2 protein-coding genes are annotated in these 1803 nt (G+C 54.1%); both read left to right on the forward strand.

The features are described 5' to 3' along the window. A partial coding sequence (locus AC3IFE_RS10820; RefSeq protein WP_489190512.1) for a hypothetical protein occupies nt 1-1417 on the forward strand: 1417 nt, incomplete at its 5' end. A gap of 195 nt (nt 1418-1612) precedes the next feature. After that, nucleotides 1613-1803, forward strand: a 191-nt coding sequence (locus AC3IFE_RS10825; RefSeq protein WP_489190513.1) for an Ig-like domain-containing protein, incomplete at its 3' end; no start/stop codon positions are given.

Raw genomic sequence — 1803 nt, forward strand, 5'->3', positions numbered from 1 at the left:
GATTGACGCGTTGATGAAGTCGGACGGCACGTGGGTCGCGATCGATCCGAACACGCACACCGGCAACTGGACGATCCAGACGCGGGTGGTCAATGCGGTCGGAAACGCCGGTGAGATTGAGTCGACGGATGTTGCGCTGAAGACGTCGGTACCATTGCCTACCGGGGTATCCGTGCAAGGCGACGTGCTTACGGTGAAGTTCTCGGGTGCGCTTGTGGAGGCGGGGTCACGATTGGCCATCCTGATCGATGGTCATATGTACACGCATGACCTGACCAATGCGGAGATTGCTGCGGGCGTCGCAATATTCCAGGTGACTCGGGTGATAGCGGATTGGCTGGCTGTGGCGATTGTTGATGGGGCTGGAAATATTTCCTCGTATCGAGGTATCGATGAACTCAAATACGTCGAGAATTTTGATTCCAGTCAGTCCGCATCGCTCAATCTCGTGGGGGAAAAGATTTCCACCAAGTATTTTGATCTCACCTCCCTTGAAAGCTGGAGTACTGGCTATTGGAAGCAAGGTCTGTACAAGGGTGCCGATATGGGTAAGCCGGGAGAAGCGAAACCCACTGATCCTTCTGAGACGATGGCTCTTGCCATTATTGGTCGGGTACGGCTCGATTTGCATGATGGAATAAGCGCAACGCGTATCGCATTTGATGTTGGTGATGTGACGCGAGAGGAAAAGCTTCGTGTTTATTTTTACGATAAAAGCGGTGCGCTGATTTATACATTCGATCCGATTTCGGCAAGTGGCGGCACACATCAACGTGTGGAGATCAATGTCGGAAAGGAGTTTGTTCGTGTTGAATTCAATCAGGAATGGAGGCAGGATTGGTACACGCTCACGTGGGTCGATAATCTGGAGTTCAGCAGGGCGGCTACGCATCAGGGTATTTTTAATCCGCCGGCTGTTCAGGATCTCCTCGGTGACGTGTCCTACTATGGTGGGTACGAGAAGACGATTTTTAACGTGGAGAACGTCTCTTACTTCACGGGAGGCAATAGTGGGGTGCATGGTGGATTAGATGCCGACACTTTGAAGCTGAAGGGAGCGAATCAATATCTGGATGTCACCTCTCTGAATGGCGGGTTCTCGGAGAAAATCACGGGTATCGAGATTTTCGATATCACGGGGACTGGCAACAACATTCTGAAGCTGTCGATGAAGGATGTGTTGAATCTCGGACACGAAGATCTGTTCCGCACGGACGGCCATACGCAATTGATGGTCAAGGGCGATGCGGGGGATCGGGTTGAGTTGTCGGGCATGAGTGGTCTTGCCGCCGGCCAGGGGCAATGGGTGAAGCAAGGTCTGATCGCGCACGACGGCCTTGCCTATATGTTGTACGAAAACGCAGCACTGCACGTCGAACTGCTCGTGCAAGCGTCCGTGTCGGTTCAACTGATCTGATCCGCGTACGCTTCCGAAGCGGGCACTGCCGCTGTACCGAAACGTCCGATTCGGTATCCTTAATTTCTACTCGTGCGTTACCCATTGCACACAAGTGAACGACGCACATTCGCTTTAACCTAAAGCTTGTGCTTATTGACAGACATGGTGAATGAACAGAGATTGACACGTCCATCGCGTCCGACGATCGATACAGTGACCGACAACGTACCGCCGCACACCGGCGTGATCGAAAAAGGCGGACTGACCAACGACCCGCGCCCGACGGTGAGCGGCCGCGGCGACCCTGATGCGACGATTCACATTCTGGTGGACGGCGTGCAGGTCGGCACCGCGGTAGTCGGCGCGAACGGCACGTGGAGCTTCGCGCTCACGCAGCGGCTGAG

The sequence above is a fragment of the Burkholderia sp. APQ4-4ca genome (assembly GCF_057837105.1).